The 22,257-nt window shown below is 64.1% G+C and carries 31 protein-coding genes; 6 read left to right on the top strand and 25 right to left on the bottom strand.

Annotation, left to right across the window (positions count from 1 at the left end):
* Positions 1 to 123: 123 nt before the first annotated feature.
* From TL10_RS13880 to TL10_RS13895, 5 genes are all read right to left on the bottom strand, one after another.
* The gene (locus tag TL10_RS13880) at positions 124 to 591 is read right to left on the bottom strand and encodes a hypothetical protein (RefSeq protein ID WP_043986077.1); all 468 of its coding nucleotides are present in this window, start codon (positions 589 to 591) and stop codon (positions 124 to 126) included.
* Between the two features lie 71 nt (positions 592 to 662).
* The gene (locus TL10_RS13885; protein WP_043986130.1) at positions 663 to 1,661 is read right to left on the bottom strand and encodes an alpha/beta hydrolase; all 999 of its coding nucleotides are present in this window, start codon (positions 1,659 to 1,661) and stop codon (positions 663 to 665) included.
* 214 nt (positions 1,662 to 1,875) lie between these two features.
* Entirely contained in the window at positions 1,876 to 2,391 is a 516-nt protein-coding gene (locus TL10_RS13890) for a DUF1707 domain-containing protein (RefSeq protein WP_082067943.1), read from the bottom strand.
* Between the two features lie 178 nt (positions 2,392 to 2,569).
* Positions 2,570 to 2,725 carry a DUF4193 family protein gene (locus TL10_RS30155; protein WP_082067944.1) on the bottom strand — a complete coding sequence of 52 codons (156 nt, stop codon included), beginning with the start codon at positions 2,723 to 2,725 and terminating at the stop codon, positions 2,570 to 2,572.
* A gap of 20 nt (positions 2,726 to 2,745) precedes the next feature.
* The gene (locus tag TL10_RS13895) at positions 2,746 to 3,087 is read right to left on the bottom strand and encodes a hypothetical protein (RefSeq protein ID WP_043396691.1); all 342 of its coding nucleotides are present in this window, start codon (positions 3,085 to 3,087) and stop codon (positions 2,746 to 2,748) included.
* Positions 3,088 to 3,573: 486 nt separating this feature from the next.
* Between TL10_RS13895 and TL10_RS13900 the strand changes: the two genes are divergently transcribed.
* Both TL10_RS13900 and TL10_RS13905 read left to right on the top strand, forming a co-directional pair.
* Entirely contained in the window at positions 3,574 to 3,963 is a 390-nt protein-coding gene (locus TL10_RS13900; protein ID WP_043397085.1) for an STAS domain-containing protein, read from the top strand.
* A gap of 23 nt (positions 3,964 to 3,986) precedes the next feature.
* The gene (locus TL10_RS13905) at positions 3,987 to 4,439 is read left to right on the top strand and encodes an ATP-binding protein (protein ID WP_043986078.1); all 453 of its coding nucleotides are present in this window, start codon (positions 3,987 to 3,989) and stop codon (positions 4,437 to 4,439) included.
* Position 4,440: 1 nt separating this feature from the next.
* On the opposite strand, the gene TL10_RS13910 is transcribed toward TL10_RS13905, so the two are convergent.
* From TL10_RS13910 to TL10_RS31445, 6 genes are all read right to left on the bottom strand, one after another.
* Entirely contained in the window at positions 4,441 to 4,887 is a 447-nt protein-coding gene (locus TL10_RS13910) for a response regulator (RefSeq protein WP_043396698.1), read from the bottom strand.
* The gene (locus TL10_RS13915; protein WP_043396701.1) at positions 4,884 to 6,461 is read right to left on the bottom strand and encodes a sensor histidine kinase; all 1,578 of its coding nucleotides are present in this window, start codon (positions 6,459 to 6,461) and stop codon (positions 4,884 to 4,886) included. The genes TL10_RS13910 and TL10_RS13915 overlap by 4 nt, the downstream gene beginning before the upstream one ends.
* The gene (locus TL10_RS13920; protein WP_043986132.1) at positions 6,458 to 7,651 is read right to left on the bottom strand and encodes a PP2C family protein-serine/threonine phosphatase; all 1,194 of its coding nucleotides are present in this window, start codon (positions 7,649 to 7,651) and stop codon (positions 6,458 to 6,460) included. The genes TL10_RS13915 and TL10_RS13920 overlap by 4 nt, the downstream gene beginning before the upstream one ends.
* 171 nt (positions 7,652 to 7,822) lie before the next feature.
* Positions 7,823 to 8,545 (bottom strand): SigB/SigF/SigG family RNA polymerase sigma factor, encoded by a 723-nt coding sequence (locus tag TL10_RS13925; protein ID WP_231575612.1) that lies wholly within the window; start codon positions 8,543 to 8,545, stop codon positions 7,823 to 7,825.
* A gap of 26 nt (positions 8,546 to 8,571) precedes the next feature.
* Complete coding sequence (locus TL10_RS13930; protein ID WP_043986133.1) at positions 8,572 to 9,015, bottom strand: ATP-binding protein; 444 nt, start codon at positions 9,013 to 9,015, stop codon at positions 8,572 to 8,574.
* Between the two features lie 227 nt (positions 9,016 to 9,242).
* Positions 9,243 to 9,419, bottom strand: coding sequence for a DUF6131 family protein (locus tag TL10_RS31445; protein WP_192830235.1), 177 nt, complete (start codon positions 9,417 to 9,419; stop codon positions 9,243 to 9,245).
* 242 nt (positions 9,420 to 9,661) lie between these two features.
* Here TL10_RS31445 and mbp1 point away from each other — a divergent pair, with 242 nt between their 5' ends.
* A complete protein-coding gene (mbp1, locus tag TL10_RS13935; protein ID WP_043396705.1) occupies positions 9,662 to 9,910 on the top strand; it encodes a microaggregate-binding protein 1 in 249 nt (82 codons plus the stop codon).
* 88 nt (positions 9,911 to 9,998) lie between these two features.
* Positions 9,999 to 10,769: a hypothetical protein gene (locus TL10_RS13940; protein ID WP_131630741.1), complete on the top strand. Its 771-nt coding sequence runs from the start codon at positions 9,999 to 10,001 to the stop codon at positions 10,767 to 10,769.
* 11 nt (positions 10,770 to 10,780) lie between these two features.
* Here the strand turns inward: TL10_RS13940 and TL10_RS13945 are convergent, their stop codons facing one another.
* From TL10_RS13945 to TL10_RS13990, 10 genes are all read right to left on the bottom strand, one after another.
* A complete protein-coding gene (locus TL10_RS13945; RefSeq protein WP_043986080.1) occupies positions 10,781 to 11,179 on the bottom strand; it encodes an STAS domain-containing protein in 399 nt (132 codons plus the stop codon).
* Positions 11,180 to 11,185: 6 nt separating this feature from the next.
* Positions 11,186 to 11,626: a response regulator gene (locus TL10_RS13950; protein WP_043397097.1), complete on the bottom strand. Its 441-nt coding sequence runs from the start codon at positions 11,624 to 11,626 to the stop codon at positions 11,186 to 11,188.
* 181 nt (positions 11,627 to 11,807) lie between these two features.
* On the bottom strand, positions 11,808 to 12,530 hold the full coding sequence (locus TL10_RS13955) for a TetR/AcrR family transcriptional regulator (protein WP_043986134.1): 723 nt from the start codon (positions 12,528 to 12,530) through the stop codon (positions 11,808 to 11,810).
* Positions 12,531 to 12,660: 130 nt separating this feature from the next.
* Positions 12,661 to 13,419 (bottom strand): hypothetical protein, encoded by a 759-nt coding sequence (locus TL10_RS13960; protein WP_131630742.1) that lies wholly within the window; start codon positions 13,417 to 13,419, stop codon positions 12,661 to 12,663.
* 12 nt (positions 13,420 to 13,431) lie between these two features.
* A complete protein-coding gene (locus TL10_RS13965) occupies positions 13,432 to 14,001 on the bottom strand; it encodes a hypothetical protein (protein WP_043986082.1) in 570 nt (189 codons plus the stop codon).
* A complete protein-coding gene (locus TL10_RS13970; RefSeq protein WP_043986083.1) occupies positions 13,998 to 14,558 on the bottom strand; it encodes a DUF6286 domain-containing protein in 561 nt (186 codons plus the stop codon). Before TL10_RS13970 ends, TL10_RS13965 begins: the two co-directional genes overlap by 4 nt.
* On the bottom strand, positions 14,558 to 14,962 hold the full coding sequence (locus TL10_RS13975; protein ID WP_052506412.1) for an Asp23/Gls24 family envelope stress response protein: 405 nt from the start codon (positions 14,960 to 14,962) through the stop codon (positions 14,558 to 14,560). The genes TL10_RS13970 and TL10_RS13975 overlap by 1 nt, the downstream gene beginning before the upstream one ends.
* Positions 14,955 to 15,143 (bottom strand): hypothetical protein, encoded by a 189-nt coding sequence (locus TL10_RS13980; RefSeq protein ID WP_043986084.1) that lies wholly within the window; start codon positions 15,141 to 15,143, stop codon positions 14,955 to 14,957. The genes TL10_RS13975 and TL10_RS13980 overlap by 8 nt, the downstream gene beginning before the upstream one ends.
* A 112-nt stretch (positions 15,144 to 15,255) precedes the next feature.
* Positions 15,256 to 15,573 (bottom strand): Asp23/Gls24 family envelope stress response protein, encoded by a 318-nt coding sequence (locus tag TL10_RS13985; RefSeq protein WP_043397105.1) that lies wholly within the window; start codon positions 15,571 to 15,573, stop codon positions 15,256 to 15,258.
* Positions 15,563 to 16,030, bottom strand: coding sequence for an Asp23/Gls24 family envelope stress response protein (locus tag TL10_RS13990; protein ID WP_043397108.1), 468 nt, complete (start codon positions 16,028 to 16,030; stop codon positions 15,563 to 15,565). Before TL10_RS13990 ends, TL10_RS13985 begins: the two co-directional genes overlap by 11 nt.
* A gap of 196 nt (positions 16,031 to 16,226) precedes the next feature.
* Between TL10_RS13990 and TL10_RS13995 the strand changes: the two genes are divergently transcribed.
* On the top strand, positions 16,227 to 16,799 hold the full coding sequence (locus TL10_RS13995) for an RNA polymerase sigma factor (protein ID WP_043397111.1): 573 nt from the start codon (positions 16,227 to 16,229) through the stop codon (positions 16,797 to 16,799).
* The gene (locus TL10_RS14000) at positions 16,796 to 17,254 is read left to right on the top strand and encodes a hypothetical protein (protein WP_051954929.1); all 459 of its coding nucleotides are present in this window, start codon (positions 16,796 to 16,798) and stop codon (positions 17,252 to 17,254) included. Before TL10_RS13995 ends, TL10_RS14000 begins: the two co-directional genes overlap by 4 nt.
* An 87-nt stretch (positions 17,255 to 17,341) precedes the next feature.
* Here the strand turns inward: TL10_RS14000 and whiA are convergent, their stop codons facing one another.
* The 4 genes from whiA to TL10_RS14020 all read right to left on the bottom strand — a co-directional run bounded on the left by whiA (position 17,342) and on the right by TL10_RS14020 (position 22,197).
* Complete coding sequence (gene whiA, locus TL10_RS14005; RefSeq protein ID WP_192830238.1) at positions 17,342 to 18,304, bottom strand: DNA-binding protein WhiA; 963 nt, start codon at positions 18,302 to 18,304, stop codon at positions 17,342 to 17,344.
* Between the two features lie 53 nt (positions 18,305 to 18,357).
* Positions 18,358 to 18,678, bottom strand: coding sequence for a hypothetical protein (locus TL10_RS14010; protein WP_043396724.1), 321 nt, complete (start codon positions 18,676 to 18,678; stop codon positions 18,358 to 18,360).
* Positions 18,679 to 18,877: 199 nt separating this feature from the next.
* Positions 18,878 to 21,775, bottom strand: coding sequence for an MMPL/RND family transporter (locus tag TL10_RS14015; protein WP_043396728.1), 2,898 nt, complete (start codon positions 21,773 to 21,775; stop codon positions 18,878 to 18,880).
* Positions 21,772 to 22,197 carry an MmpS family transport accessory protein gene (locus TL10_RS14020; protein WP_043396730.1) on the bottom strand — a complete coding sequence of 142 codons (426 nt, stop codon included), beginning with the start codon at positions 22,195 to 22,197 and terminating at the stop codon, positions 21,772 to 21,774. Before TL10_RS14020 ends, TL10_RS14015 begins: the two co-directional genes overlap by 4 nt.
* Positions 22,198 to 22,257 lie beyond the last annotated feature (60 nt).

The following is a 22,257-nucleotide window of genomic DNA, read 5'->3' on the forward strand; positions in this document are numbered from 1 at the left end:
CCGCTTGCCTTCATGCGAGGGCATCAAGGGTTCCACGACAGCCCAGAACTCGTCAGAAATCACATCCATCCGTGTCACCGATCAATCGTCGCCGATAACACCCTCACATTCGGGAGACACGCCCTAGCCGGATTCGATTGATCTCGGTGGTTTCACATAGCCGACCGCGGCATAGGCCAAACAGACTGCAAGGACTGCGAACTTGACCAACGCAGCGCGCCGCGCGCGTCGTGCGTACATGTCGATCTGATTGCCGCCGAAGACTTTCAGCAGCGATACACCCTCGATCGCGTCACCGGCGACGGCACCGACCGCCAGCAGCGGAAGCGCCGCAGAGTGGCCTTGGCGGCAGCGCGCGTGCTCCACCAGGAGTGCGGTGTGCGCACCGTAGGTGAGCAGGTAACCGAAATCGAGCCACAGAGACACCCGAGCCAAGCGCCGGCCCCGAGTTCCCCAGCGCGCCATCATCTCTGCGGACCGGTCCGCGTTGCCGGCCAGCTCGAATCTGATGATGCCCGGCCCACCGGTTTGGCGTAGTCGCCGTTCGATCTCCAGCATCACCACGGAGTAAGCGGCGTAGGCAACCGTCACGCGACGGAGCAAGCCTGGGCTACAGATCGTTTCAGCCATCAGCGGCTCTCCGATGCGCTCGGCGGCCGCAACTACGCAGACTGCTCCTGCGCCGCGCTGCGGGCGAATGCCGACTCGACGAACTGCGTCGCCTCACGCAGTGCACGCGCCGCTTCCGGAACGATTGAGGCCGCGGCCTGGAAGACGTGGACCTGGTCCCGCCACACCTGCAACTGATGCGGCACACCGGCCTTCGTCAGTTCAACGGCAAGCAGCTCAGCGTCAGGGCACAGCAGTTCGGTCGAGCTCACCTGGATCAGGGACGGCGGCAGCCCCTTGAGGTCCGCATCGAGCAACCGGTGATCGTCTTCGGGCGGGCTGTGCCGCATGACGAATTGATGGAACGCGCGGGCAAAGGCCTTCGAGAACAGCACATCGGTTGCTCCCGAGGGGGCATCGATCTTGGCCTGCAGGTCGAAGTCGGCCAGCGGCGCCATCGAGACGATCGCGCCGGGCATCGGCAACCCGCGTTGGCCCGCGAACAGGGCAGTGATGAACACCAGGTACGCGCCGGCCGAGTCACCGATGAATGCGATGTTCTCCGGCGCGATGCCTCGCCCGAGCGCGAATCGATAGGCATCGATGCAATCCTCGATACCGTCGGAGAGGGTGTGGTTGGGCAGCTTGCGGTAATCCACCGCAAGGACCTCGCTCTGCAGCGACGCGGCGATCCGCGAGATCATCTGGCGGTGCAGGTGACGGCCACCGACCAGGAAAGCGCCGCCATGCATGTACACCACAAAGCGGTCCCCACGCATCGACGCCGGGCGGGTCGTCTCAGCGGAGCAATTCGCGAGGCTGACGGGCTTTCTGGTGGTGCCCGAGACCGACCGCAGGACGCGACCGACGTGATCAACCGCCCGATACGGCCACGGCAGACCAGGGGCCATCGCCCACACCGTCAAGGCCGGCTTGACCGTGGCCTTCAACGCCAATGCGAGGATGCGCGACTGGAAGCTGCCGCCTTCGAACTCGACACGACGGGAGTTACCCAGGTCCAGCGGGATCAGATTCTCCGGTTTGGCAACCACGTTGTAGCCCTTCTGTATCAACGAGCCCCGTTCCGGCGGCTGCGACAGCGCCGATGCTGTCTCGTTGTTCGAATCAGTATCAATGTCCAGGTGGCCGCCGTCTCTACACCGAGGGCAGAAGTATCAGACTCGGCTTTTGTGACACGTCACAAAAGCCGAGCTCAGCGCGGATCCCCGCATTCGCAGTCGCGCAGTGCTGCTGCCCGCACGACTCTCATTGCACCCCATGCGATCTGACCCCGCCACGGCAGTCGCCACGTACGCTGCCGCCTGCCCTGCCACGATTGGCCAGGACACCAATTGCTGTGGGAATCGACAAAGCGCACCCCCACGGGACTGCCACCCAGAACGGCCAGAAGTAGCCACCGCCGGTGGTGAGCCAGATCGCGAGACACATGACGTTCACCGCGATCCATGGCATCCACATGATCACGACCCATCCCGGAATCGACTGCCTCCGTTTCCGTTTCGGCTCAGGCCGTTCAACGGGCAGGTCGGACACGATCTCGGCGAGTGCGCAGCGTGTTTCCACCTGGTAGAGCCGCTGCAGACGGGTGTCGTATTCCGTGAGCGTCAGTCGCCCGTCCGCGACGGCACGGCTGAGCCTGCGCGAGACGGCGTCACGGTCGGTGTCGCCGACCCGGATGTGATCGCCGAGGGTATCGATCGCGGCACTGCCGGCCGTGTCGCGCGCCGACTCGGAGAACCGGAAGTTCTCATGGTGGTGCATGGTGCAACTCCATTCGCCATAACGGTGTTATGGATATTCATAACACCGTTATGGCGCGATGGCAAGGCGTACCTGGGACGCGCGGCCGGGTTGCGGGAGGATCACCCGCCACTTCCGCGTCGCGACCGCTCTTGATCACCGGGCAACACGCCGCGCCCAACCGCGCGGCGGTGAGCCATCAAGCGCAATCCAGGCAGACGCGCTCGCTGTCCCGCGCCGCCAGTTCGTGCCCATCACGCACGAGAAGGCAACTGGTACAGACGAATTCCTTGGTCCGCCTGGCCACCAGACACTTGCGCAGCGTCGTGGCATCGAGGTCGTAGTCGATTGTCATGGTTCTGGTCCGTTCCCTGCCTACACGCTGTCCACGGATCGGCTGCGGCCGGTGACGAAGGAACCCGCCCCGACCAGGATCCCCACCACCGCCAGCGGGATGGACCACGTACGGCGACTTGAGACAGCTGATTCACACTGGGCCACGAAATCGGTATGCGGAACAATCTCATTGAGCACCGGGACGCCGGCGATGCTCGATTTGTTGGCTGAGCGCGCTCCGTCCAGATCTTCGACGAGCGCGTTGCCACAGCCGATGCTGTTGCCGTCACTTTTGGAAATTGATACCGGGATCAGCATCGCAATCACTCCGGCCACGAACAATGCGGCCCCGCCCAGCAGAATCATTCGTCGAATGGACATCGGTGCTCCCTACTTATTTGAGGTACTCGCCGCAATTCCGGCGAGTTGTCGTGAATTTCCAGACGTTTGGAAGCGGTTGGGCAATGGCAGATTGCGCGCGTCGACCTGTTCGAGGACGGCCACTGCTGCCCACCGCGGCTGGTTTGTTCAGGCTGTCGTGGCGACCACGCCTGCGACGGTCGACATCACGCCTCCTGTGGTGACAAAGATCCCATGGCGACTACGGAAATCGAATCCCGCTGCTCCCGGCTGAACGTGAGCTACCAACGCGAAATCGTCGATCATCGGCCCTCCCAGACACCTGCGACGAACGCAGAAACAGCATTGACCGGACTGGCATACCCGCCAATTGACGATCCGAAACATGTTGTCTGCCGCCAGCTCAATCCGCCGAATTCCGACGGCAGGTTCGATGCGGAGACGACGCCCGGCGCCGATAGTATTTGGAAGAACCGGTTCATACGTATGAACCCATCGGAGGTGACGATGACCAGCCAGCAACAGTCGACGCAAGAAGGCGGCAACCCAGCAGCGTCCAGCTGCACAATCGATCAGAAGCGGATCGGCGAAATCGGCGTGGTTTCGGTGTCCGGAACCGTCGATATGCTCACCGCCCCGCAACTGGAGGCAGCAATCGCTGCGGCAGCGGCCGATAGCCCTGCGGCCGTGGTCGTGGATCTGAGCGCCGTCGACTTCTTGGCTTCGGCCGGGATGGGAGTGCTGGTCGCCGCACACGGAGACTTGATGCCGACGCTGCGCCTCGTAGTCGTCGCAGACGGACCCACGACCAGCAGGCCGCTCAAGCTGGTCGGCATTGCCGATCTGATCGAGTTGTTCACCACACTCGACGAAGCGCTCGCAGCCGTCGCCGCTTAGACGGTCGAACAGGAACAGACCAGATGGCGGATTCGGGTCAGCCGCGCGGAGGCACACGCTTCGTCCGCAGGGACGTTGTCGCCACCCCCGCGCTGGCTGCCGCCATCCGTCAGGACTTCGCTGCCTGGCTGGCGGAGCACTTCACGCTGGACCGGGTGAGAGTCAGCGATATCGTGCTCGCCGTCAACGAGGCCTTGGCCAATGTGGTGGACGCCGCATACGCCCATACGCCCGAGCCCGGTGCCATGCACGTCTACGCCGACTACGACCAGAAGTCAGCGGTTCTGACGGTGATCGTGGCCGACGACGGACGGTGGCGACCGGCCGCAACCCGGGACTCCAACGCTGTTCGCGGCCGCGGAATCCCGTTGATGAATGCGCTGACCGACCGGACCGAGATCGAGCCGACCGACGCCGGCACCCGGGTGTGCCTCCAGTGGAACGACATCACCGTGCTGCCCAGCGCGACAGTGTGATTCAGGACTGCGGTAGCCGCACCACCTGGACGAAGAACTCGTCGATCTCGCGCACGGCCTTCATGAACTGGTCCAGGTCAACGGGTTTGGTGACGTAGGCATTCGCGTGCAGCTTATAACTGCGCAAGATGTCTTCCTCCGACGAGGAAGTCGTCAGGACGACCACCGGAATGTGACACAGCTGGGCGTCGGACTTGATCTTCTCCAACAACTGCCTGCCGTCATACTTGGGCAGATTCAGGTCGAGCAGGATCAGATCCGGAATCACCGCATCTCGGTACGCGCCCCGGCGATAGAGAAAGTCCAGGCCTTCCTGTCCATCACGCGCCACATGCAAGGTGTTCTTGATCTTGTTGTCCGCGAAAGCTTCCCGAGTCATCAGCTCGTCGCCCGGGTCATCCTCGACCAACAAGATGTCGATTATTCGGCCTCGCTCGACGGTGGTCATGTGTGGTTCCCTTCCAGCGTCTCCGGCGTGACGACGACATTCGGCTCAGTAGTGGGCGTGGTCGGCAAGGTGAACACAAACCGGGTTCCGCCCTCGTACGACGTGTCGATCCGAATCGTGCCGCCGTGGTGTTCGACGATCTTCTTGCACAACGCCAACCCGATACCGGTACCGCCATAGGCATCACGGCCGTGCAATCGCTGGAAGATCACGAAGACCTTGTCCACGAACTCCTCAGCGATCCCAATTCCATTGTCTGAAACGGTGAATACCCAGTTTTCGGCATCTTCACCCGCGCCCGGTGTGCAGTCGACCACAATCCGCGGAGCGAGCGCTTCCCGGTGGAACTTCACGGCATTGCCGATCAGGTTCTGCCACAGCATGACCAGCAGCGTCGGATCGCCGTCGACACGCGGCAGGCTGTCCGGCACGAGCACCTCGGCTCCCGACTCCCCGATCGCCGTCGCGAGGTTGCTCACCGCTGCGGCCACCACCTGGTTCAGATCCACCTCGGTGTGCGTGGCATTGATCCGCCCCACCCGCGAAAAGGTGAGCAGATCGTTGATCAGCACCTGCATGCGTTTGGCGCCATCGACCGCGAAGTTGATGTATTCGAGCCCGCGCTCATCAAGCTTGTCTGCGTAGCGTTTCTCCAGCAGCTGGCAGAAGGATGCGACCTTGCGGAGCGGCTCTTGCAGATCATGGGATGCGACGTAGGCGAACTGCTCGAGTTCGGCGTTGGATCGCCTCAGTTCCTTGGTCTGCTCGTCGAGGGTCGTGCGGGCGAATTGCGCTGCGTCGAGCTCTTCGACAATGCGCTGTCGCATCCCCTCCACATCTCTTGCAATGGCCCGGATATCGGTCGGTCCCCGCGGCACGATGCGCTCATCGAAGTTGCCCTCGGTGATCCTCCGGCAGGCCGCGGCGAGGGCGTCCAGGGGACGCGTCACTGCGCTGCGCACCAACGTCGCCAAGATGAACGCCATCACGAAAAAGGCGCCGACCATGGCCACCAGCACCCGATCCCGCCACTTACGGATCGCGATCAGTTCCGCGTTGTCGGCACTACGCGCCTGCTCGAAATGAGTGTTCTGCACGTCGAACAACGCACGGAGACGGTCGAATTCGTCTTTACCGAGCTCGGTGGTGCGGCTGTCGACAACGGCGGGATGCCCGGGGACGACACTATCGATCAGCGGTTGGGCGTAGCTGCTGCGCCAGCCTGCCGCCGCGCTTTCGATGGCGTCGACGTCCGCGATGAGGCCGGCGCGATCGCCCACCAGCTTCCGAATACGCCGCACCGCATCAGCTTCGGTGCCCTGGCCTGCAGCGTAGGGCTCCAGGAACTGGCGATCGGCGGCGATCGCGTAGCCGCGAACAGCGGTTTCCTGATCGCGCAGTCCTGCCTGCAACTGGTAGGCGGCCACCCGCGCGGGCTGAAGCTGATCGGTGATTTCATCGGACACTCCGTCGGTCCGGCTCATCAGAACGGCGCCGCCGATGGCTCCCGAAAGCACGACGATGCCCATGACCGACAACACCAGCTTCTGCCAGCCCTGCACGGTCAGTTTCATCGGACGGAGCGCTCCACGCGGATCACCGCGATGTCGTCGGTGAGACCACCCGCAGGCTCGGCCAGTGCTTCGACCTCGCTGATGAGTCCCTTGACGAATTCAGGCCCGGGCAAGCTCGCCAGCGAGCGGGCCAGAGCCAGCAGTCCCTGTTCGCCCAGGCGTTCACCGTCATCGCCAGAGCATCCCTCGAACAAACCGTCGGTGAGCAGCACGAGGCCATGGCCCGTGTTCAAGTGCAGTCGGTGCACGGGCCATTCGGTGGCACCCAGTCCCAGCGCAGCGCCCGCCGCGGGCTCCAACCAGTCGACGGTGCCCGAACCGTGCATCAACAACCCCGGATGGCCGGCCCGCACCACCGCGAAATCTCCTGAATCGGGCTCCAGCGCCACGCTGAGCAATGTCGCGAAGGTGCCACGGCTGGGTCGTTCGGTGGTGAGGATTCGGTCGAGCTGGCGCATCCGCTCATTTCCGCGCAATCCGGCGAATGTCAGTGCGCGCCAGGCGATCCGCAGTGCGACCCCCAGCGCCGCTTCATCCGGCCCGTGTCCGGAGACGTCGCCGATCATGACGTGCACCGTACGGTCAGCAGTCTGAACCACGTCATAGAAGTCACCGCCGAGCAGCGCGTCGCGCCGGCTCGGCAAGGACCGCATGATGATCTCCAGCGGAGAGTCGTCCAACAGCAGCGGGGACGGCAACAGGCCGCGTTCCAGCCGTGCGTTCTCCTGGGCGCGCAGCCGGCTGGCCTGCAGATCGACCGAGGTGGCCTCGGCACGCTTGCGCTCGATGGCGTAGAGCACGGCGCGGCGCAGGGATTCCGGATCAACCCGCCCTTTCACCAGGTAGTCCTGCGCGCCAGAGGCCATGGCCGAGACGCCGAAATGCTCATCGTTCAAGCCCGTAAGGACCACGATCGGCAGTCTCGGATTCTGGGCGCGCAGTCGGTCCAACGCGGTGACACCAGCGGCATCCGGCAGGTGCAGATCTAGGAGCACGCAATCCGGCCGAACCTCCGCCAGCCTGTTCTCGGCGTCCGACAGTGTGCTCGACCAGTGGAAATCAATGTCCATCGCGGTATCGGCGATGAGCTCCTCCACCAGCAGCGCGTCGCCGCGATCATCCTCCACCAGCAGCAGCGACAGCTGCTGGTGCACCGCAGCCGTAGCGTGGGCAGAGACGGTTCCTGTCATCTGCCGCGGATCCACCGGCACGGACAAGCAGTCACTTCCTTCACGAAAGGAGGAGGCCACCAGGTCTCGCTGACCACTACTCGCTCTTCCTACGGCTGGGGACGTTACCAGCAGAATGGCGCGTCGCAGCGCGCATGCACCGACACGCACCCGGTCACGTACGGCAGGCGACTATTGCATCCGCTCCCGCAGCTGGGCCAGCGTCTTCGCCAGCAGTCGCGACACGTGCATCTGGGATATGCCGAGCTTCTCGCCGATCTGCGATTGGGTCATGGACTCGAAGAATCGAAGGACGAGCACTGTCCGTTCACGCTCTGGCAGCTCAGCCAACAGAGGCCGCAGCGCCTCCCGGTACTCGACGGTCTCCAGTCCCGGATCGAGGTCGCCAAGCGTCTCGGCCAGAGCGAGACTCTCGTCGCCGCCGCCCACCGTTCCGTCGATCGACGTGGTGTTGTAGGAGCTACCGGCCATCAGGCCGTCCAACACTTCGTCGCGGTCCACCCCGAGTTCGGCTGCGAGTTCGGACGCGGTGGGCGCGCGGCCGAGGCGCTGAGACAGCTCGCCGGTCGCCGCGGTGATCTGCAGGTGCAGGTCTTTCATCCGCCGTGGCACCTTCACCGACCAGCTGTTGTCGCGGAAGTGACGCCGCACCTCACCCATGATGGTGGGGACCGCGAAAGACGGGAAATCCGAACCTAATTCGACGTCGAAGCGTTTGACCGCGTTGACCAAGCCCACTCGCGCAACTTGCACCAAGTCGTCGCGCGCCTCACCTCTGCCTTCGAATCGCCGCGCGATGTGATCAGCCAGCGGCAGACACCGTTCGATGATCCTGTCGCGCTGCACGGTGTAGTCGGACGACCCCTCAGGCAGGGCGCGGAGTTCACGGAACATGTCCCTGACGTCCGCATAGTCCGCGGTCACCTCAGCAGACTCACTCGTCTCGCGGTCAACGAGATACCCCGCACCTGGATACCGTCAGTGACATCGCCCGCCGCGAAAGTGGACACCTCGTCGGTCAGGGAACTCAGCACATGCCAGCTGAAACTTCCCGGCTCGACCACAGGAGTCTGCGCGTTTTCCACATTGCAGCGCGCCGACGCCTGAATCACCAGGGCTTCTTCGGACGGGTCGACCACGACCCGCAACTTCGACCCGGGCATCGCCGAATGAACGAGACGAGTACAGGCCTCGTCCACCGCGAGGCGTAGGTCGGCTACCGCATCCAGATCGAGGTCCTCGAAAGCGGCGACGGCCGCAACCAAAGTCCGCAATACAGCGAGATTTTCGAGCGTGGCCGCGACGGTCAGTTCAACCGAGCGGTCCCCCAGGGACCCTCCATCCTGACTTACTGTTTCAACCACGTGCCCTCCCGATTCGGAATGCAGACTACTCCACGGGTCAGTCTGCATACCCTGAGTTCTCGGTTCCACAAACAATCACGCATCCGTTCCACTCAGCGGGGCAGATCAAGTCAGCACGCTCAGTGCTTCATCATTGGGCGGCCTGGGCCGGTTCCTTTGCCTCGACTGCGGCTTTTTCTTGCGGCCGAAGCGGATTCGATGCGAGGGATCAGCCGGCACCAGATCGGCTAACACCAGTAGCGCCGGCCTGCGATCGGCCGTCCCGCCGCCCCCAGCAGCCAAAAAACCGCACCCAGCAGCCAAAAAACCGCACCCACCACCAAAACCACCACGCCCGCCGACCAGAGTAGGTAGCTGTTGATGAGCAATCCGAGAGCAAGTAGCACAGCTCCGATGAGAATCATGGCGCCTCTTCCTTTTCGGGCAACGCCCGCGAACGCTCCTCGACTACCCGGAATGCCGATTCGCCAAACATTTGCATACGATCAGCGGAATACCATGTGGGGCAGCACTATCCGTCGCAACTGTGGGCCAGATCGCAACGCCGGAGCGTTTGGTGTCCGCTGGAGCAGGGAACTCATTGACGGCGTGGGGAGATGTTCTCCGTGCACGATTCACATCCAACCCGGAAACCGGAAGGGTAATCATGAGCGAGAACAAGAACACGGGACCTGAGGAAGCCGTCCGCGGCGTCGTGGAAGGCGTCAAGGGCAAGGCCAAGGAAGTCATCGGCACCGTCATCGGTCGCGATGACCTGGTTCGGGAAGGTCAGGCCCAGCAGGACAAGGCAGATGCCCAGCGCGACGCGGCGAAAAAAGAGGCAGAAGCCGACGCGGCGCGGGCCGGCGCCAAGATTGCCGAGGCGCGCGAGCGCGCCGAACAGCGCAGCGAATAACGTGCCGGCCGATGGCCCAGTCCAGCGAAATGCTGGACTGGGCCATCGCTCATGTGGAGGTCTGAACGACGGGTTCGTCCGCATCTCAATGATCATTGCCCGCTTCGCACTGGTCGCATCCGCGCACAGCACCCAGATGTTTTGCGTTTTCGCCGGACGGGTACAGCCACGAGAGCTGACGCACTCGCGCGTCACCCGGATGAAGGAACTGCGGATGACACACGAGCTGATGTCGACAGCGGACAGCGCGGACGAAACTGCGGGAGCGCGGCCTGTAGTTGACCTAAGCGTCCATATGCCTGTGCTTTTGGTGGGGTTGCGCTGGTTGTTCGACACCGAACAACCAGCCGGAGCGGTGCAGAGTCCCGGAGGTGACGGGCTGCCGTCGGTGGGCGGACGTGCCTTCAGATTCGTTCCCTCAGACCGTAGTGGCCACGCTGCGGTGGGTATCGCCGTAACCAGCAGCGTGGCCGGCGATGTGATCGACGGCCACGAGGTCGCCGGATTCATCGACCTGCTGGAAAGCGCGGGAGAAGAGATCGTTGCCGTCGAGGTGATCGCAGCGGGTTCGTATTGCACGATGCGGCTGGCGCGAGAGGCACATCCCAGCCTGCGGAGCGCGGTTTCTCACTATCGGGTCCAACATCTCTTGCGCGCCAACGCTTCACCGTTCGGTCCTGTGGACAACACCGAGACTGTCGCTGCCGTAAGTGCAACCGATCTGCACAGGCAGGTCCTCAACGGCAAGGCGAACGTCCGGACGTCAAAGCCGATCGTCTACTGGGTAGACCTAATCGATTCTCCGGCAACCACGTTCACCACGATCACGCAGCCCGAACCGCATTTGGCCACGCGGTAGCGCGCATCCACTCACGTGGCCAGGGCAGCGAGAGCGTCATCGAGGTTGGCGAACAACTCGATCAGGTCGGCGATCCCGACGAGCTTGAGCGGTCGGCTGGTGGTCGGCCCGTCTGCCACGACCACGAAGCGGACCGCTGGTGCCAGGTCGGCATGTGCGGCAACGAGGACGCCCATACCGGAAGACGCGAGGAAATCGACAGCACTCAAATCCACCAGCACCGCCGCTGGTGATGCGTCACCGGCGGCCGCGGCGATGGCCGCTTCGAGTTGTGGCGCAGTGAGCATGTCAACCGTGCCGGACACCGAAACCACGCGGACCGAGCCGATCGTGCTCTGTTCGACTGCGCAGGCAGCCCCTGCACTACCACTGCGGCTCTCGGCCGGCTGCAGCTCATCACCTGTTGTCATCGGTACTCAGGACCTCGGCAGGCGGACTACGCGAACGAAGAAGTCATCGATCTGGCGTACCGCTTTGATGAACTGGTCGAGGTCGACAGGCTTGGTCACGTAGGCATTCGCGTGCAGTTTGTAGCTGCGCACGATGTCTTCCTGTGCCGACGATGTGGTGAGGACGACGATCGGGATATCGCACAAGTCCGCGTCTGACTTGACCTTCTCGAGCAACTGCCGCCCGTCGTACTTGGGCAGGTTCAAATCGAGCAGAATCAGGTCAGGCCGCGGCGCGCGGGAGTGAGCGCCACGTCGATAGATGAAATCCAGACCTTCCTGACCATCGCGGGCAACGTGCAGCACGTTGTTGATCTTGTTGTCTGCGAAGGCTTCGCGGGTGATCAACTCGTCACCCGGATCGTCTTCCACCAACAAGATGTCGATCACCTTGTCTGATTCCTGCACTGCCACGTCCCGATTCCCTCCAGCTTCCCAAGGCGGGTGATGCTCGATCACGCGCCGCCCAGCCCAGGGCGTGAACGTCCAATCGGTCCAGGGCTACCTGCACGGACCGTTCGAGCCACCATAGCGGCTCCCAGTTTACGTTGTAAACTGGGAGCGCGTCTGGTCAGGCGCGCTCGGCGGTTCAGCGCCGGGACAGCAATAATTCGAGTCGGTCCAGCAGAGCTTCGAGAGCTTCTTCGAACTCCGCTTCGCTGCGATCTTGCGAGAGCATGGCTTGCAGACGCCGCAGCTGGGGATAATCCGACAGTCTTGTCCGAGGTCTGGCCGCGTCCTCCAAGATGGCTTCTTCGGGGCTGAGCTCGGCACCACGCGCCGACACCTCGAGCAAGAGTTGACCTAGTAAGAACGTGGTGTAGGTGCGATAAGCGGCTACTGCGGAGACGTCGTCGAAGCCGTAGGAAAGCAACGTGTCGAGAAAGCTCTCCATCCAACGCAAACTGCGCAGCGGCGGCCGCACCCAGGGCGCCTCGGGCGCCTGGGTCGCCACCAGTGGAAAGACCTCAGGATGTTGCAGAGCGATCTGGCGTACGCCGTGGGAAACCCGTACCAGATAGTCCTGCCAGCCGTCTTCCTGCCGGCGGGCAGCCAACTGGTCGGCGTACAACCGATCTATGACGTGATCGACCACACCGGTCAACAAGTCTCCCCTGCTGTGGACGTAGCGGTAGAGCGCCATCGCCTCCACCCCGCACGCCGCGCCCAGCCGCCTCATCGTCAGCTTTGCCAAGCCGTGCCGGTCGATGAACTCAACGGCCTTGTCCAAGATGAACTCACGGGTCAGGGACTGCGGATGGCCATGAGGCAATCCGTCCCCAGACTCGGATGAGACCTCGGACTCATCAATTTCCGACAACCGCCCGACCTCCTTGCACCCGTGAGTGTCTCGGCCCCAACGCTAGACGGTGCTGGGGCGACGTGGGGTCGAAGGCCTTCAGCCGGTGTCGCAATCCGCGATGCGGGGCGGGATCTCGACGTCAGTCGACGAGCTTGGTCAAGCAGTACACCCGCTGAGGGGACGTGAACACCATCGCCTTTGCCGCAGTGGCACAGGCCGTTTCGTCGACGCTGTCATCGATGCGCTGGGCCACCTTGAACACCCCGGTGTGAGAGTTGGCGATGGTCGGGGCCTGCGCGCAATCAATGTTCGTGACGCTCTTACCGGTGAGATCCAGCGCGTAGCAGTCCCCCTGATGCAGGTTCAGCGCAAAGCACAAGCACGCGGCCTTGGGGTCATCCTGATTGCTGGTGGCGTAGAAGTACGGACCGTCCGAAGGCGCCTTGCCATCCGGGCACAGACCCATCGAGGTCGCGCCCGCTAATTCGTAGACAGCATCCGACGATTCACAGCTGGTCGAGGTGAAATGGAACTTCTCGTAGTCGGCAGTGGTGACGCACTGCCCCGATTTCAGCTGGGCACCGAATGCGTTGGTGTGCAGTCCCTTGCGGGCCACATTGGCGATGCCGCCGAGCACAGCCAGCAATACCACCGCGCCCACGATCCACACCCACGGCTTGATCGCAGACTTGCGCGGCGGCGGGAAGCCAGACATCGGGTTCGGCGGACCGTAGTTCGTCGGCTGGCCGGCCCAGGGTTGCGGGTTCGGCACCGGCCAACCCGGCTGCGGCTGCCACCCCGGCTGACCCGGCGTCGACGGGATCGGTTGGCCCGGCGGGCCTACTGACGGCTGGTGCTGCGGGGCGCCCCACGAGCCGTCCTGCGGTGGTTGAGTCACCGATCGATCATGTCAGCCAGGGCGCTTGCTCTTGGCAATCTGCACCACAGCGCGTACCGCCACCGCGTTGTCGCTGGTATCCCCGATGGCTCGAGCGATGTCGGCGCAGGTGCCGTCGATCGCCGAGATGACGCGATGCAGGCCGGCCGGATGGGCAACGGTGACAGTCAGTTCGACGGTGGATGCACGCCGATCGACGACTGTCTTCCCCTTGACGGACTGCACATTCGACTCACGTTCCAGGGCGGCCGCAGCCGCAGACGCAACGCCGTCGAGGTTCACGGTGATGAACCCCGGATCGGTCGTGCCGGCCACACGCAGGACCGGCGCCTTGCGGATCGGCACATGCGAGATCAGCCAAACCAGCGCGATCAGCACCAGTACTGTTCCTGCGCCGGCCAGCCCCCATGCCCACCACGTCGAGGACGTGGCGCGCACGATCGGTCCGGTACTGATGCGTTCCGGCGCGGCGCGCACCCAGTGGGTGGGCCACAGCACCGCCGCCGCGCCGATCGTGGTCACCACGATTCCGGCGACCAACGTCGCGGCGCGGTCCAGCAGATCGGTCGGCCTCAGGCTCATGCCGACCCGTTCGTGCCGACGCGCACGGTGATTCGCGGTGTCGGAATGAGGATTTCGGTGGCGCTACCGACCACGGCGGCGATCGTGCCCTTGGCCGCGACTTCGGACTCAACTCCGGTGAGTCCGACGTACAGCGTCACCTTTCGGCGGGTGGCCGCCGAGTTCAGCACCTCGACACCAGGCACGGAGCAGGCCGCGTACGACGCCAGTCGGGCGACATCGCGCGGGCGCATCCACACCGATCCCGCCGCGTCGACGGCAACGACCGTCTTACGCCGCGGTAGTAACGCCATGACCATCAGCCACACTCCGATGACGAGCACGCCGGCGCCAGCGGGAACCATCCACCACTGGCTGTGCAGGCCGTTCAAGGCGGTGGCGGTAGTGCCGATCCATGGTGAGCCTGCCACGAAGCCCAGCACGACTCCGGCGTCGCGCAGAGCCACGAATCCGACGATCAGCAGGACCAGCGCCAGCACCACGGCGATGTATCGCGCGGTGGCAGCGGTGACCGGGGCACGACCAGGTATCGGCAGCGCAAATGCGTCGGCGGTCATCATTGAATCCTTTTCACATCCTTGGTGGCGGTGCTGAATTGTTCGACAGTGACGTCGACGCGGTCGACCTGCAATCCGGCCATGCTCGACAACGTCTGCGCGACATTGCGTTGCACGGCGCGCGCGACGTCGACCGCCGGCGCCGGCCACGCCACTGTGACCTTGAGGTGGGCGGTGACGCGGTTGCCGGTGACAGTCAGCTGCGCCTGCGGCAGCGATCGGCCGGCAATCTTCGTCAGTCCTTCCGAGAACGGCAGCACATCGGGGGTGTCGAGCGCCGCACGAACCGCGAGCCGATCCGCGACCTTCTCGCGGACGGTCAGGGTGCCGCGCGTGGCGGCACCGTCGTCGTCATCGGATTCGCGTTGCGGCAGTAGAGGTTCCGCGGCCGCTGACTCAGTCACGGCCGCGGCCCCGCAGCAATGCGGCCAGATTGGCCAGATCGAGTTCGCCGTCGCGGTGGGCGCCGAGCAGGTACCCCGCCACGCCGAGCAGCAACGCGACGATGAAACCCCACAGGCCACCGGCCGCCGCAGCCACGCCGAGCAGCAGACCGGCAACCAGACCCAGTGTGGATGAGGTCATGATGTGAACCTTCCTCGAATCGAAGTTGTTCGGGCGCTGAGGTGTTCGCTGACCGCGATGTGGCGGCGCGCCCCTCGTCGCGCCGCCACACCGGGGCGCTCCAGGGCGATCCTCAACCGGAAGCTGATGTCACCGGCAGGAGATCTTCGACCGTGACGTCGACCGGTAGGTCGGTGATCGCGGCGACGGCACGTTGGATGGCAGTAGCCGTCTGTCGCACCGGCGCGTCGAGCGCGAGACTGACGTGCACGTCGACGCGGTCGGCCCCGATCCGAATCCCGGAGACCCGCCGGCCCGGCAGGTAGGTGCCCACCTCGCCGAACATGCCGCCGTGCAACCCCGCCACACCCTTGACCGCAGTCACCGCGGCGGCGATGCGATCAGCGTCGTCCTCCGGAGCTGCTGCCCGCGTCGGGGCATCACTGGACACGAGCGGGCGCGGCGTCAGCGTCGTCGCCGCCGCCGTCACTGTCGAGGTGCACGTCGTGCACGGTGATGTTGACCTCGGTCACCTCGAGACCGGTCATCCGTTCGATGGCGGCGATGACGTTTCGCCGGATACCTGCGGCCAGGTCAGCAATCGCCACGCCGTATTCGGCGACGATGTCGATGTCGACGGCGGCCTGCTTCTCGCCGATCTCGACCGACACGCCCTGGCTCTGGTTGACGCTGGCACCCGGGATTCGCTCCCGGAGGGCGCCGACCATCCGCGACGCGCCGCCGCCCAGGTCGTACACACCGCTCACTTCGCGGGTGGCGATCCCGGCGATCTTCGAGACCACGATGTCCGCGATCGTCGTCTTGCCCTGCGAGCTCACCAACGGCGATCCCTGGTAAGGGCTCATTTCCTTACTGGACGACTCCACTTCGGCCTCCGCACTGGTCATCATCACTCCCCTTTCGACTGCCGACACATGGGTAGTCGCTACCCAGGGCCTGAACCGAACGTGTCCAGCGAGTGATACAGGACACATTTCACGATTCTCAGCTCAGCATGCCCTGAACAGAACCACAACTCGACTAACTCTTGCAGTGAGGGCCTATATTTCAGGAGCGGCGAAGCGCAGCTGAGAGCGGAGTGTGGTGATAGCGCCAACCGGTGGCGACCTACGCGACGCCGACGACGAGGCTTTACGAGCCGCGGCCGTCATCGGCGATCGCGAGGCGTTTGACGTCATCGTCACCCGGTACGGGCCCGTGCTCTACCGGTATGCGCGGCGAATGCTCGCCTCCGAAGCTGACGTCCCAGATGTCGTGCAGGACACCTTCGTTGCGGCCTGGCAACAGATCGCGGGCTTCCGCGGCAGCTCGTCGCTTCGGACGTGGTTGTTCGCGATCTGCTACCGCAAGATCGCCGACACACACCGGCTCAAGCGGGCAAAACCGGTCGAAGATTGGGTGCTGGAACCGTTGGCCGGACCAGACCCGTCCGCCGACCCTTTCGCCGCCGCGTCCAACGCCGCGTTTTTGGCCGCCCTCGAACAAGCGCTTGACGAACTGCCCGTACGCCAGCGCGCGGTGTGGATGATGCGGGAGATCGAACAGATGACGTTCCCTGAGATCGGCGAAGTGCTACACCTCAGTTCCGATGCAGTGCGCGGACACCACGTTCGGGCTATCAAGACGTTGCGAGTTCTGTTGGGGAGGTGGCAGTGACAGAGCCTGATCCCATCCTGCACCGCGCAGCCTCATACCTGCGATCGGTGCCCGAACCCGGCTGGGACGCCATCAGCGACCGGGTGCGCGCGGCTATACACAGCGCAACCCGGACCGGTTGGCCGATCCGCGCCTCGCGGGACACCGACGCCGGCGTGGTGTACATCAGCGATCACGCGCTACGCAGCCTGCTGGCCCGGGAGTTGCGGCGCCGATTCGTCTGCCAGCCGACCCGCATCGACTTCACGCTTGACGGTGCCGTGCTGCGCGCCGTCGACATCGACGTCACCGGAAGCTACGGCACGCAACTGCGCGAACTCGGCGACGACATCCGCCGCTTGGTACTGGACACGATCCGCCCCATCCTCGACAACCTCGACGACAACGGCAGCACTCCGGCCGGGCCCATCGACGTGACCGTCACCGACGTCGTCGACGGCGACCCGCTGGGATAGCCCGGCACCACGCACTACGGCGGTTTTGCACCGCTGATTGATGAAACATGTTGCCCCGCAATATCTTGCGGTGGACGGCGTAGACGCCTAGCACCTGCCCCGGTCAGCCGCAGTGATGGCGACGGCAGTGCCGGCAATCCCAGCTCGTTCGGCAGCCCGGTCAGCCATCCCCATCAGGCGCCGAAGACGGCCCGCGACGGCGTTCTTGGTCATCGGGGGCTCCGCGAGGCGGCCCAACTCGTCCAGCGACAGGTCGGGGTGCCGAACGCGCAAACGCGCGATTGCGACGAAATGAGCGGGCGCCGCGTCACCGAGGATCTCCAGGGCGCGTTGCGCCCGGATCGCGGTCACCATGGCCGACTGCTGGGCACGACGTTGGTTGGAGTCCACCAGCGCCGCGTCCACGGTCGGTGTGGTGCCGGTTCGTTGGTGTGATTGCCAGGCCGCCCGGGTCTGTTGGGCGCCAATTCGATTCAACAAGGTGTCGATCGTGTCGGCGTCGCGCACCGTGATCCGCTCGGCACCGCGCAACTGGCGCGCTCGGATGTGCACACCGAATCTGCGCGCAGCCCCGGCCAGAGCCGAGGCGGCTTCGACCCCGGGGCATTCCACCTCGAGCCCCCGTGCGCGACCGGCCAGCGCCAGCGAACCCCGGGCCAGGAAGGCGCCCCGCCACACCGCTTCGGCGTCGGCCGTACTACCCGCGACGATCTGCGGCGGCATGCCCCGGACCGGCCGACCCCGACGGTCGATCAGCCCGGTCAACCGGGCCACATCTTCGGCTTCGTGGGCAACGTGCACCACGTATCGGGAGCGGGTGGCGATGCTCGGCAGTGCACGAATTTCGGCCGTACATCCGTACAAGTCCTTGAGGTCTTTGCAGACCCGCGTGGCGATCGGCTCGCGGTCGACCTCTGCGTCAATCACCGCGCGTCCCTTGACGATACGCAGCCCGCCTGCGAATTGCAGGAGTGCAGTCACTTCCGCTTTGCGCGCACTGGCCAGATGCACGACCGTACCGGCAAGCTCATCCTTGGCGCTCGGTGTCAACATCACAAGTCCCCCACTGCCTCACCTGATCGAATCCCGTTTGTTCAGCTGACTTATGCGCCGCATCGCGAATCGCCATGCTGGCGACACTGTGCGAGCTGGTGCATGAGGCGCCCGGAGAGCGGACCGTCGGGGTGGTGCAGCGCACGCCAGGTTTCCAGCGTTCCCATCAGGGTTTCTGGGACCGTAAGTTGTTCGCGGACAACGACGGTGATCAACGTTTCGATCACCGTGCCGAATTCTCCGATGCCCAGGTTCACGTAGGCATTGTTGAGCTCGGAAACTGTCAAGCGAGAACGAATGCTCTCCACCAGTTCCCACGCAACGTCGGACTCGCTACTCAACGACATCAATCCCTTCAGCTCGCCCCCCATCACCACGCCCCCATTTCCTGCGTCATAGGGGGTAGTCGTGATCCAGGGCCCGAACCGAACGTCGCCGTCGCGTGATACGGGACACAATCGCCCCCGATACAGGAACTACGGATCACCGCATGAATCGACAACGCCGGCCGTGGCTGGAGGGCCACGGCCGGCGTCGGCGGCTGACGATGTCAGCAGTGAAGCGCTGGACTCAGACTGACGTCAGCTCGGAATCGCGTTGGATCGGCTTCGGCCAGGGCTGCGGAACCGGACGCTGACGGACGCGCTGCGGCCACCAGAACCACCGTCCGAGCAGGCTGGCGATCGACGGCGTCATCAGCGACCGCACCACCAGGGTGTCGAACAACAGACCCAGACCGATGGTCGTACCGACCTGGCCGATGATGATCAGCTTGCTCACCGACATCGACATCATGGTGAAGGCGAACACCAGGCCCGCCGAGGTGACGACCGAGCCGGTGCCGACCATGGCGCGGATGATGCCGGTGTTGAGCCCGGCGTGGATTTCCTCCTTGACGCGGGAGACCAGCAGCAGGTTGTAGTCCGCGCCGACCGCCAGCAGGACGATGACCGACATCGGTAACACCATCCAGTGCAACGGAATACCCACGATGTGCTGCCAGAGCAGTACCGAGAGACCAAAGGCCGATGCCAGGCTGAGCACCACGGTGCCGACGATCACCGCCGAAGCGACGACCGCACGGGTGAGCACCAACATGATGATGAAGATCAGGATCAGCGCCGCGGCCGCGACGATCATCAGGTCGTAATCGGCACCGATCTGCATGTCGTTGTACATGGCCGCACTGCCGCCGAGGTAGATCGACGAGCCCTCGAGCGGGGTGCCCTTGATCGCGTCGGCCGCCGCAACCTTGAGCGGTTCGATACGCGAGGTGCCCTCCTGCGTCAACGGGTTGCCCTGGTGAATGATGGTGAACCGCACCGCATGGCCGTCGGGCGACATGAACAGCTTGAGGCCGCGCTGGAAATCTGCGGTCTCGAAGGCTTCCGGCGGGAGGTAGAACGAATCGTCGTTCTTGGCTGCGTCGAAGGCCTCGCTCATCGCGGTGCCGGTCTTCTGCATCGCGATGGTCTGATCCTGCTGGGCCTTCTGCATCTGGTACTGGTTCAGCAGCACCTGCTTCTGATGCTTCATCGACGCGATCTGCTTGGGCATCGTCGCGACCATCTTGGGCATGAGGTCGGCCATGCGCTGCATGTCGGGAACGATGGCCTGGAAGTCATCGGACATCAAGCTGATGCCGTCGATGCTCTCGAAGACCGACCGCATGGACCAGCACACCGGGATGTCGAAGCAGTGCGGCTCCCAGTAGAAGTAGTTGCGCATGGGCCGGAAGAAATCATCGAAGTCCGACAAGTGATCTCGGGTGTCACCCATGTCATCCGAGGTGGTCTTCATCTTGTCGGCCATCCGCTGCGACACGGCAGCCAGATCCTTCTGGACGCTCATCATCTCGGTCATGGCGTCGATGCTGTTCTGCAGATCGTCTGCCTGAGAGAGCAGATTGTTCAGATTGGTCTGCGTGTAATCGTTGTTCATGAGCTGCGTGGAGCCGCTCTGTCCGACGGTGTACGGGATCGTCGAGTGCTTGATCGGGTCACCGTCGGGGCGAGTGATCGTCTGCACCTGGGCGATTCCGTGCACGTTCTTGAGCGCCTTGGCGATCTTGTCGATCACCAGGAAGTCCGCCGGGTTCCGCAGATCGTGATCGGACTCGACCATCATCAGGTCCGGGTTCATCTTGGCCTGCGAAAAGTGCCGGAACGCAGCGTCATAGCCGACGTTGGCGGGGATGTCCTTCGGCAGATAGATCCGGTCGTCGTAGATGGTGTGATAGCCCGGTAGCGCGATCAGACCGACCAGTGCCGCCACCACGGCGCCGACCAGGATGGCGCCGGGCCAGCGCACCGTCGCGGTGCCGACCCGATGCCAGCCGGCGGTTCTCGTGTTCGTTCGAGGCTCGAGGACCCGGCGGAAGCGGGTTGCGACCGAGATCACCGCGGGCCCGAGGGTCAGCGCCATCGCGACCACCATCACCATGCCGATGGCCAGCGGAAAGCCCATGGTCTGGAAGTACGGCAACCGGGTGAAGTGTAGGCACAGGGTGGCGCCGGCAATGGTCAGGCCCGAGGCCAGCACCACGTGCGCGGTGCCGTGAAACATGGTGTAGTAGGCCGATTCTCGGTCTTCTCCGGCCCGTCGCGCTTCCTGATAGCGCCCGATCAGGAAGATGACGTAGTCCGTCGCCGCGGCGATCGCCAGCGTCACCAGCAGGTTGGTGGCGAAGGTGGTCAGCCCGAAAACGTTGTGGTAGCCCAGGAATGCCACCAGACCGCGCGCCCCGGAGAGTTCGAGCACGACCATCACCAACACGATCAAGGTCGCGATGACGGATCGGTAGACCAGCAAGAGCATGACCGCGATGACGCCGAACGTGACGAGTTCGATCAGCTCCATGCTCTTGTCGCCGACGACGTTCTGGTCAGTGCTCGTCGCTGCGGGACCGGTCACATATGCCTTTACCCCTGGCGGAGCAGGGCTTTCGGTGGCGATGTGGCGCACCGCGGCGACCGAATCGTTGGCCAGCGTCTCACCTTGATCACCGGCGATGTAGACCTGAACATAGGCCGCCTTGCCGTCGCGGCTCTGGGCGCCCTTGGCGGTCAGCGTGTCGCCCCAGAAGTCCTGCACATGCTGGACGTGGGTGGTGTCGGCGCGGAGGTCAGCGACCATCTTGTCGTAGAACGCGTGCGCGTCGGCTCCCAGCGGATTGTCGCCTTCGAGCACGATCATCACCGAACTGCTGGTGCTGTATTCGTCGAACACCTTGCCGACGCGTTTGGTGGCGATCATCGACGGCGCGTCGTTGGGGCTCATGGACACCGCGCGCAGCTTGCCGACTTCCTCGAGCTGCGGGACAACGGTGTTCAGTGCGGCGATGACCCCGATCCAGGCCAGGATGATCAGCACCGCGAACCGGCGGAGGAACTGCGGTATCCCCTTGTGTCCCTTGTCTTCTACCACCGGGATGGCGTCGGTCTGGGCCTCGTCGGCCGGCGCGCTCATGCGGCCTTCACAAAGCAGAAGGTTTCGGCGTTCATACCGGTGGCGGTCCTCTCTTCTTTGACCACGTCATCGACACTGACCCGGCAGCTGATGCTGTTGCCGTCGCTCTGGGCCAGAATGTTGGGCTGCACCGAGGGCAGGGTGGTCGACAGCGTCAACGTCCACGGCAACGAAACTCCCGCGGCGCGCTGCGGCTTGCCTTCGAGGTCCATGTAGTTGACGACGGCCGTGCTGCCCGTGCCGTAGATCTCGTACTTCACGAACTTCGGGTTGAAGTCCTCGGCGTTGTCCGAGCTCTTCTCTGTGATCACAACGGGATTCGAGCCGAACACCTGGCGCACGTTCGACACGATCACCACGCCGGCGCCAACCGCGACGATCACCAATAGCGGTAGCCATGCCCGCCGAAACACACTCGTCATCGCTGCCTTCTGTAGAAATTGCCGACCGCGCGGTCGTCGGGCATGTGGCGGCACACCACC

Source organism: Mycolicibacterium llatzerense (assembly GCF_000878195.1).
GTDB lineage: Bacteria > Actinomycetota > Actinomycetes > Mycobacteriales > Mycobacteriaceae > Mycobacterium > Mycobacterium llatzerense.

Coding starts and splice junctions, on each gene's coding strand:
- TL10_RS13890 (WP_082067943.1), bottom strand. CDS start 2,391: ATGCACCACCATGAGAACTTCCGGTTCTCCGAGTCGGCGCGCGACACG.
- TL10_RS30155 (WP_082067944.1), bottom strand. CDS start 2,725: ATGACAATCGACTACGACCTCGATGCCACGACGCTGCGCAAGTGTCTG.
- TL10_RS13895 (WP_043396691.1), bottom strand. CDS start 3,087: ATGTCCATTCGACGAATGATTCTGCTGGGCGGGGCCGCATTGTTCGTG.
- TL10_RS13900 (WP_043397085.1), top strand. CDS start 3,574: ATGACCAGCCAGCAACAGTCGACGCAAGAAGGCGGCAACCCAGCAGCG.
- TL10_RS13905 (WP_043986078.1), top strand. CDS start 3,987: ATGGCGGATTCGGGTCAGCCGCGCGGAGGCACACGCTTCGTCCGCAGG.
- TL10_RS13910 (WP_043396698.1), bottom strand. CDS start 4,887: ATGACCACCGTCGAGCGAGGCCGAATAATCGACATCTTGTTGGTCGAG.
- TL10_RS13915 (WP_043396701.1), bottom strand. CDS start 6,461: ATGAAACTGACCGTGCAGGGCTGGCAGAAGCTGGTGTTGTCGGTCATG.
- TL10_RS13920 (WP_043986132.1), bottom strand. CDS start 7,651: ATGACAGGAACCGTCTCTGCCCACGCTACGGCTGCGGTGCACCAGCAG.
- TL10_RS13925 (WP_231575612.1), bottom strand. CDS start 8,545: ATGTTCCGTGAACTCCGCGCCCTGCCTGAGGGGTCGTCCGACTACACC.
- TL10_RS31445 (WP_192830235.1), bottom strand. CDS start 9,419: ATGATTCTCATCGGAGCTGTGCTACTTGCTCTCGGATTGCTCATCAAC.
- mbp1 (WP_043396705.1), top strand. CDS start 9,662: ATGAGCGAGAACAAGAACACGGGACCTGAGGAAGCCGTCCGCGGCGTC.
- TL10_RS13940 (WP_131630741.1), top strand. CDS start 9,999: ATGATCATTGCCCGCTTCGCACTGGTCGCATCCGCGCACAGCACCCAG.
- TL10_RS13945 (WP_043986080.1), bottom strand. CDS start 11,179: ATGACAACAGGTGATGAGCTGCAGCCGGCCGAGAGCCGCAGTGGTAGT.
- TL10_RS13965 (WP_043986082.1), bottom strand. CDS start 14,001: ATGAGCCTGAGGCCGACCGATCTGCTGGACCGCGCCGCGACGTTGGTC.
- TL10_RS13970 (WP_043986083.1), bottom strand. CDS start 14,558: ATGACCGCCGACGCATTTGCGCTGCCGATACCTGGTCGTGCCCCGGTC.
- TL10_RS13980 (WP_043986084.1), bottom strand. CDS start 15,143: ATGACCTCATCCACACTGGGTCTGGTTGCCGGTCTGCTGCTCGGCGTG.
- TL10_RS13990 (WP_043397108.1), bottom strand. CDS start 16,030: ATGACCAGTGCGGAGGCCGAAGTGGAGTCGTCCAGTAAGGAAATGAGC.
- TL10_RS14010 (WP_043396724.1), bottom strand. CDS start 18,678: ATGGGGGGCGAGCTGAAGGGATTGATGTCGTTGAGTAGCGAGTCCGAC.
- TL10_RS14015 (WP_043396728.1), bottom strand. CDS start 21,775: ATGAGCGCGCCGGCCGACGAGGCCCAGACCGACGCCATCCCGGTGGTA.
- TL10_RS14020 (WP_043396730.1), bottom strand. CDS start 22,197: ATGACGAGTGTGTTTCGGCGGGCATGGCTACCGCTATTGGTGATCGTC.